A 6,447-nucleotide genomic window follows, 5' to 3' on the forward strand; every position below is an offset into this window, starting at 1 on the left:
CGCCCGGCGCCGTGCACCAGTAGGCCGGGCTCGCCCGAAGTTTCCTGACCGCGTACGCGGTGTGATGTCGCACGCCCGGCCCCCATCCATTGGAAAGGGGGACCCCATGACCCGGGCCCCGGCGAATCTGTTGGCCCTCCGAAGTCTGCTTCTCACCCATCTCGACAACGCTCCCGGACCGGACGATCTGGAGCCGGCGGAGGTCGGCATCGTCGGCGACGCCGACCACCGGGGCGGGTACCACTGCGGATCGGACCGGGTCGTCACCAACGACTACTCCGTGGTGGAGTCACCCCGGGACCGTGCCGGCCTGACCCTCGACGCCGCGGCGCTCGACGTCGGCGGCTTCGATGTCCGCTCCGCCGGTCGTACCCACACCCTGGCCAGCTTCTCGGTCTGGTGTGTGGGGCAGTGCGTCGCGAACGCGGCGGACACCCGCGACATCCGCGAGATCATCTACAGCCCCGACGGTACGACCGTGAAGCGGTGGGACCGGCTCGGCAAGCGCACCAGTGGCGACACCACACACCGCTGGCACACCCACTTCAGTTTCTTCCGCGACGCGATCAAGGCGGGCCGTGACCAGCGGCCGCTGTTCCGCCGCTACCTCAGCTCCATCGGACTCCTGGAGGACAACGACATGACCCCCGAAGAGCACGCCTGGCTGGCCACCGTCCACCAGAACCTGACCCTGTTGGACGGTCGCAACCCGATCGGTCAGATCTACACCCGTATGGCGCTGGGGCAGGACGCCACCGTCAGCAACTACAAGCCGGAGAGCCCGACGCTGACGTCCATCGCCGCGCAGGTGAGCGCGCTGCAGGCCGCGTTGACCGCGCTGTCCGGCCGGGACTTCACCGACGAGCCCGCCATCGTCCAGGGTGTGCTCGCCGGGTTGACCCCCGAGCGGATCGCCGCGGCCATCCCGCCGACCATGGCCAAGCAGGTCGCCGACGAACTGGCGCGCCGGCTGGTCGCCTGATCGTCGGCGGCTCCGCCCGCCACTCCGCAACAATCATTGGGCAACGTATATTGCGCAAGAGTGGTTGCGGATGGCAGGTTGGGCCGTATGGAAAGCCCCGACCTACGCCAGGTCACCGACTCCCGGGTCCTCGCGGCCATGGCCCACCCGCTGCGCCGCCGCCTGATGGACGTCCTCAAGGTCCACGGGCCGTCCACCGTCGGCATGCTCGCCGACCGCACCGACCAGGCGCCCGCCAACGTCAGCCACCACCTCAAGGTCCTCGCCGCCGGCGAGCTGGTCACCGAGGCCCCCGAACTGGCCCGGGACCGGCGCGAGCGGTGGTGGCGGCTGGTCACCCGGGGGGTGCGCTGGTCCAACAGCGACTTCGACGCCGACCCGGCCGCCCGAGCCGTCGCCGACGCCGCCACGTCGCTCAACCTGGACCGGCACGTCGCCCTGGCCCGAGCCTGGCACGCCGCAGACGACTCGACGCAGGCCACCTGGCACGACGGCCCCTTCTCCACCGACAAGTGGCTGCACCTCACCCCGGACGAACTGGCCGAGCTGAGCCGCGAAATGATCGACCTGCTGGCCCGCTGGGCCGACCGGCCGCTGCCCGACGACGGGCGGGACCGCCAGCCGGTCTTCGTGTTCGCCCACGGCGTTCCGGCCCGGCCGTGACCGCGGCCACCCGCACCGATCCGAGCCCGGCCCGGCCGGCCGGCGGACTGCTGCGGCATCGGGACTTCCGGCTGCTCTGGGCCGGCCAGACCGTCAGCAGCGTCGGCAGCAACGTCACCACGGTCGCGCTGCCGCTGGTCGCCGTGGCCGTCCTCGACGCCGGCACCTTCCAGGTGGCGGTGCTCACCGCCGCGGCCTGGCTGCCCTGGCTGCTGATCGGCCTACCGGCCGGCGCGTGGGTGGACCGGCTGCCACGCCGGCCGGTGATGGTGATCTGCGACCTGCTCTGCGCGCTGGCCTTCCTCAGCGTGCCACTGGCCGCCGCACTGGACCGGCTCACCGTCGGGCACCTGCTGCTCGTCGCGCTCGGCGCCGGCACCGCGCGGGTCTTCTTCGAGACCGCCGACCAGGTCTACCTCCCCGTCGTGCTGCGACCCGACCAGCTGCCCGAGGGCAACGCGAAACTCCAGGCCACCCAGACCGTCAGCTATGTCGTCGGGCCGGGCATCGCCGGCCTGATCGCCCAACTCACCGGCGCCGTCGCCGCGCTGCTGCTGGACGCCCTCACGTTCCTGCTCTCCGCGGCCTTCCTGCTGCGCATCCGCACCGTCGAGCCACCCGCCGCACGGGCCGCCCACTCCCGGTCACTGCGCCGCGACATCGCCGAAGGACTGCGCTTCGTCATCCGCGACCCGTACCTGCGGGTGCTCACGGTCTTCGGCGCGGCCAGCAACATCGGGCTCACCGGCTACCAGGCCGTCCTGGTGGTCTTCCTGGTCCGCGAGCTGCGACTCGCGCCCGGCATGGTGGGCGCCGTGGTCGCGGTGATGAGCGTCGGGGGGATCGTCGGCGCGCTGCTGGCCACCACGCTGGCGCGGCGCTGCGGCACCGCGCGGGCCATGCTGATCGGGGCGGCCCTGACCGGACCGCCCGCGCTGCTCATCCCCCTGGCCGCACCCGGCGCCGGCCTCGTCTGGCCGGCGCTCGGCGGGGTGCTGATCGGCCTCGGCGTCGCCGTCGGCAACGTGGTGAAGGGCGCCTTCCGGCAGACGTACACCCCGCACCACCTGCTCGGCCGCGTGACCGTGAGCATGCATCTGCTCAACTTCGGCGCCATCCCGCTCGCGGCCGTGCTGGCCGGTGCGCTCGGCGCACGCTACGGCGTCGCGACAGCGATCACGGTGATGACCACCTGGCTCGCCCTCACGCCGATGATTCTGGTGATGGGACCGCTCCGGCGGCGGCGGGACCTGCCCGCCGCCCCGGCGGCGTCTTGAGTGCGCTGCGACGGCGACCGGCGAACCGGCCGCCGTCACCGGCACGGAGCTACATCGGGCGGACGTTGTCCGCCTGCGGACCCTTCTGCCCCTGGGTCACCTCGAACTCGACCTTCTGGCCCTCGTTGAGCTCCCGGTAGCCGCTCGTCGCGATGGCGGAGTAGTGGACGAACACGTCCGGCCCTCCACCGTCCTGCTCGATGAAGCCGAAGCCCTTTTCCGAGTTGAACCACTTAACCGTGCCGGTTGCCATGCATCTCTCCCTGTTCAAAGCGGCTGACCCTCGACCTGTGGCCGATGATCGCCCGTACCTGTTCGACAGTAACGGGCAAACCCGCGATCTGCCGGCCGAAGTGCCGTAGGTCTTCGTGCGAAGTCGAGTGAACTCTGCGCGCCGGCGGCTGAAAACGACCCAGGTGACTCTCCGCTGGGGCATGCTTGCGCCGATGAGGGGTGCCACAGCCACCGCGCTGACCGTGCTGGAGCGCGAGATCGACGCGCCCGGCAGCGGCCTGGACCGGCTCCAGTTGGTGCCCATCCCGTTCGTCCCGGAGGTACGACTGCACCTCGCCGAGGATGCCATCGTCTGGTGGGCCCGCATGGAGGCGGCCGCCGGGCACACTTTGCCACCGCCCTACTGGGCCTCCGTCTGGGCCGGCGGCCAGGCCCTGGCCCGGCACCTGCTGGACCACCCGGAACTCGTCGTCGGCCGGCGGGTGCTCGACCTCGCCGCCGGATCGGGGCTGGTGGCCATCGCCGCCGCGCTGTGCGGCGCGACCCGGGTCGTCGCCAACGACATCGACCCGTACGCCGTGGCCGCCGTCACCGTCAACGCACGCGCCAACCAGGTCGACGTCGACACGACCGGAGACGACCTGCTCGACCGCGTCGACGCGGAGGCGGACCTGGTGGTCGCCGGCGACGTCTTCTACAGCCGCGCGCTGGCCGACCGGGTGCTGCCGTTCCTGCAACGGGCCGCCGCCGGCGGTGCCGACGTCCTGGTCGGCGACCCCGACCGGGGGCACCTGCCCGAGGACCGGTTGACCGTGCTGGCCGACTACCCGGTGCCCACCACCGAACCATCCGTCGACTCGTCGCTGCGCCGGGTCCGGGTGCTGCGACCCGCGTGACGCCGAGACCACTCAGGGGTGACCCCGAGGCCGATACCAGGGGACGCTGGGGGACGCGACCGGATGTCCACGGTGGCAGGTCGGCCATAGCGTACGCAGCATGACGCAATGGCTGGCCCAGGTCGGAGAGTTGCCCATCCTGCTGCTGATGGGCGCGCTCGGGATCGTCATGCTCTTCGACGCCGTACCCCTGCTCGGCGTCCTCATCCCCGGCGACGTGGCGATCCTCGCCGCGGTCGGGGTGGGCCGACCGGCCACCGGGCTCGCCACCTTCACCGCGGTGCTCGCCGGCTGCCTCGCCGGCTGGTCGCTGAGTTTCCTCGTCGGCCGCCGGTACGCCGAACGCCTCCGCAGCAGCCGGGTCGGTGACTGGATCGGCGAGGCCCGCTGGAGCGCGGCGGAAGGGATCCTGCGCCGCGGCGGCGGCCGGATGATGGTGGTCGCGCCGTTCCTGCCGGTGTTCAACGCGCTGCTGCCGCTCGCCGCCGGCGGGCTGCGGATGTCGTACCGCCGGTTCCTCGGCTGCGCGACACTCGGGGCCGCCGCCTGGGCCGGCCTCTACCTCGCGCTGGGCACCGCGTCGCGGTCCCTGGCCGGACTGCTGCCCGGCACGCCGAGCCCTCTGCTGGTCACGATGGGCGTTGGGCTGGTGCTGGCTTCCGTCGTGTTGCTGGGTGCTCGGCGTCGGTTGTTCGCTGTCGCTTCCTGAGCTGCTGCGGTTCCGGGCCCGGTTGCGGTTGGGGGGGCGGGGGCCTGCCGTGCCCGGCTCCGGGCGGTCAGGCTTGATCCCTGCGCCGGGCACGGCAGACCCCCGCCCCCGTCGTGGTGGCGGCTCGTCCGGGGGGTCGCCGCCCACCGGTGGTTTGTCGGGCTTGGTGGTTTTCGGTCAGCGTCGGGTTTCCCCCGTTGGTTGCTACCAGCCTCGGGTTTTCCACTGGGGGAGGGCTGGGCGTTCGGCTCCCAGGGTGCTGTCCTTGCCGTGGCCGGGGTAGAACCAGGTGTCGTCCGCAAGCTGGTCGAACAGCTTGTGCTCGACGTCGTCGATCAGCGCGGCGAACCGCTCCGGGTCCTTGTCGGTGTTGCCGACCCCACCGGGAAAGAGGCTGTCACCGGTGAAGAGGTGGCCGGTGCCGGCCGGGTCACGGTAGAGCAGCGCGATCGAACCCGGGGTGTGCCCCTTGAGGTGGATGACCTCCAGCGCGCAGTCGCCGACCGGCACGGTGTCACCGTCGGCGAGCCGCTCCGCCTCGATCGGCAGCCCCGCCGCGTCGTCGGCGTGCACCAGCACCCGGGCGCCGGTCTTGGCCACCACCTCCTCCAGCGCCACCCAGTGGTCCATGTGCTGGTGGGTGGTCACCACGGCCGTCAGCCCACCGTCGCCGACCAGCTCCAGCAGCCGGGGCGCCTCGTTGGCGGCGTCGATGAGCACCTGCTCACCGGTGCCCGTGCAGCGCAGCAGGTAGGCGTTGTTGTCCATCGGACCCACCGACAGCTTGCTGATGGTGAGCCCGTCCAACTCCCGTACCGCCGGCGGGCCGCCGTGGGTGACATCTCCGCTGTAGGTCATGACGTTTCTATATCCATTCCGGTGGAGTAGGCAGGGGGCCGTCGGGTGTGACGGCGAGTGTGTCGCCGCCGCCACGGCCGATCAGCCAGGCGGCGAGGTCCGGTGCGGGACCGGAGACGACCGGGGCGCCGACCCGGTCCCCGATCACCAACTCGTGCGGGCCGCCGTCGACACGCAGCACCATCGACGGCGGCGCCGGCCGGTTGCCGTGGTGGGTGGCCGCCTCGCGCAGCAGCCGGAGGGTGAACGTCTCCGACCATGCCGAGGCGCGGTAGCCGGCGGCCAGATCGAGATGGTGCACCTCGATCTCGCGCAGCCGACCCCAGACGAGCAGCGCGGCGGGCCACGGGCCCCGGCGAGCCTGCACCGTCGCCGCCCACGCCTCGGCCGGCATGGCGGCGACCGCCTCGGCGAACAGGTCCGCGGTACGCCGCAGGTCGTCCAGGTGCTCGGCGGGTGGCCGGCCGGCGCCGGACTCGATGTCGGCCGTCCGGGCCGCGAGTGAGGCGTACATCGGCACCGGCTGCCCGGTGCGGGCCGAGGTGAGCAGGTTGACGAAGCCGTCGGCGTTGCGCGCCAGGTGGGCCAGCACGTGCCCGCGCGTCCAGCCCGGCAGCAGCGAGGGGCCCGCCAGGTCCGCGGCGTCGAAGGCGGCCGCGGTCCGCAGCAACCGGTCGGTGGCGGCGTCCACCTCACCCATCAGCAGCAGCGGATCCGTGGTCACCCGTAGACCCTAGGAGCGTGGGTCAGTAACGCTTCGTTCGGGGTGGTCGGTCGTTGACCAGTCGTGGGTAGTGCGAAGACGTTTCGGCGGTTCGATCCGGATCA

General features: G+C 72.2%; 8 protein-coding genes. 5 read left to right on the forward strand and 3 right to left on the reverse strand.

Going from position 1 to position 6,447, the window contains the following annotated elements; translation table 11 throughout:
• Nucleotides 1-106 precede the first annotated feature (106 nt).
• The 3 genes from AB0H52_RS20235 (at nt 107) to AB0H52_RS20245 (ending at nt 2,922) form a co-directional block, all read left to right on the forward strand.
• Nucleotides 107-982, forward strand: coding sequence for a hypothetical protein (locus AB0H52_RS20235; protein ID WP_151489465.1), 876 nt, complete (start codon nt 107-109; stop codon nt 980-982).
• A gap of 87 nt (nt 983-1,069) precedes the next feature.
• A complete protein-coding gene (locus tag AB0H52_RS20240) occupies nt 1,070-1,645 on the forward strand; it encodes a metalloregulator ArsR/SmtB family transcription factor (RefSeq protein WP_151489466.1) in 576 nt (191 codons plus the stop codon).
• Complete coding sequence (locus AB0H52_RS20245; RefSeq protein WP_357949213.1) at nt 1,642-2,922, forward strand: MFS transporter; 1,281 nt, start codon at nt 1,642-1,644, stop codon at nt 2,920-2,922. The genes AB0H52_RS20240 and AB0H52_RS20245 overlap by 4 nt, the downstream gene beginning before the upstream one ends.
• Nucleotides 2,923-2,971: 49 nt before the next feature.
• Here AB0H52_RS20245 and AB0H52_RS20250 read toward each other — a convergent pair whose 3' ends face one another.
• On the reverse strand, nt 2,972-3,175 hold the full coding sequence (locus tag AB0H52_RS20250; protein ID WP_007072071.1) for a cold-shock protein: 204 nt from the start codon (nt 3,173-3,175) through the stop codon (nt 2,972-2,974).
• A 193-nt stretch (nt 3,176-3,368) separates the two neighbouring features.
• Here AB0H52_RS20250 and AB0H52_RS20255 point away from each other — a divergent pair, with 193 nt between their 5' ends.
• Together AB0H52_RS20255 and AB0H52_RS20260 are read left to right on the forward strand one after the other, a co-directional pair.
• On the forward strand, nt 3,369-4,052 hold the full coding sequence (locus tag AB0H52_RS20255) for a 50S ribosomal protein L11 methyltransferase (RefSeq protein ID WP_357949216.1): 684 nt from the start codon (nt 3,369-3,371) through the stop codon (nt 4,050-4,052).
• A gap of 100 nt (nt 4,053-4,152) precedes the next feature.
• Nucleotides 4,153-4,761: a VTT domain-containing protein gene (locus AB0H52_RS20260; protein ID WP_357949219.1), complete on the forward strand. Its 609-nt coding sequence runs from the start codon at nt 4,153-4,155 to the stop codon at nt 4,759-4,761.
• Nucleotides 4,762-4,965: 204 nt separating this feature from the next.
• Here AB0H52_RS20260 and AB0H52_RS20265 read toward each other — a convergent pair whose 3' ends face one another.
• Both AB0H52_RS20265 and AB0H52_RS20270 read right to left on the reverse strand, forming a co-directional pair.
• Complete coding sequence (locus AB0H52_RS20265; RefSeq protein ID WP_357949222.1) at nt 4,966-5,619, reverse strand: MBL fold metallo-hydrolase; 654 nt, start codon at nt 5,617-5,619, stop codon at nt 4,966-4,968.
• 7 nt (nt 5,620-5,626) lie between these two features.
• Nucleotides 5,627-6,343, reverse strand: a complete 717-nt coding sequence (locus tag AB0H52_RS20270) for a maleylpyruvate isomerase family mycothiol-dependent enzyme (protein WP_151489469.1) — start codon at nt 6,341-6,343, stop codon at nt 5,627-5,629.
• Between the last annotated feature and the right edge of the window lie 104 nt (nt 6,344-6,447).

The sequence above is a fragment of the Micromonospora sp. NPDC050695 genome (genome assembly GCF_040654415.1).
Taxonomy (GTDB): Bacteria; Actinomycetota; Actinomycetes; order Mycobacteriales; family Micromonosporaceae; genus Micromonospora.

Coding starts and splice junctions, on each gene's coding strand:
- AB0H52_RS20235 (WP_151489465.1), top strand. CDS start 107: ATGACCCGGGCCCCGGCGAATCTGTTGGCCCTCCGAAGTCTGCTTCTC.
- AB0H52_RS20240 (WP_151489466.1), top strand. CDS start 1,070: ATGGAAAGCCCCGACCTACGCCAGGTCACCGACTCCCGGGTCCTCGCG.
- AB0H52_RS20250 (WP_007072071.1), bottom strand. CDS start 3,175: ATGGCAACCGGCACGGTTAAGTGGTTCAACTCGGAAAAGGGCTTCGGC.
- AB0H52_RS20255 (WP_357949216.1), top strand. CDS start 3,369: ATGAGGGGTGCCACAGCCACCGCGCTGACCGTGCTGGAGCGCGAGATC.
- AB0H52_RS20260 (WP_357949219.1), top strand. CDS start 4,153: ATGACGCAATGGCTGGCCCAGGTCGGAGAGTTGCCCATCCTGCTGCTG.
- AB0H52_RS20265 (WP_357949222.1), bottom strand. CDS start 5,619: ATGACCTACAGCGGAGATGTCACCCACGGCGGCCCGCCGGCGGTACGG.